The following is a 519-nucleotide window of genomic DNA, read 5'->3' on the forward strand; positions in this document are numbered from 1 at the left end:
CGTTCGTTCCGCTGATGCCGAAGGAGGAGACGCCTGCCCGGCGGGGGCGGTCGACCGCGGGCCACGCGGTCTGCTGTGTCACCAGTTCCACATCGCCGGCCGTCCAGTCCACCTCGGGCGTCGGCTCATCCACATGCAGCGTGCCCGGCAGCATCCCGTGCCGCATCGCCAGCACCATCTTGATGACCCCGGCGACGCCGGACGTGGTCTGGGTGTGGCCGATGTTCGACTTCACGGAACCGATGAGCAGGGGCTGCTCGCGCTGCTGGCCGTAGGTGGCCAGGAGCGCCTGGGCCTCGATCGGGTCGCCGAGGGGCGTGCCGGTGCCGTGGGCTTCCACGGCGTCGACCTCGGTCGCGGACAGGCCCGCGTTGGCCAGTGCTTCGCGGATCACTCGCTGCTGGGAGGGGCCGTTGGGCGCGGTCAGGCCGTTGGAGGCGCCGTCCTGGTTGACGGCCGAGCCCTTCAGCACGGCGAGCACCTGGTGCCCGTTGGCCCGCGCGTCCGACAGCCGCTCCA

At 71.9% G+C, this 519-nt stretch carries 1 pseudogene; it reads right to left on the bottom strand.

What is annotated here, in order from left to right:
• Nucleotides 1–519 (bottom strand): annotated as a pseudogene (locus G5C65_RS38190) (polyketide synthase); the annotation flags it as partial.

The organism is Streptomyces boncukensis, assembly GCF_011045075.1.
Classification (GTDB): Bacteria; Actinomycetota; Actinomycetes; order Streptomycetales; family Streptomycetaceae; genus Streptomyces; species Streptomyces boncukensis.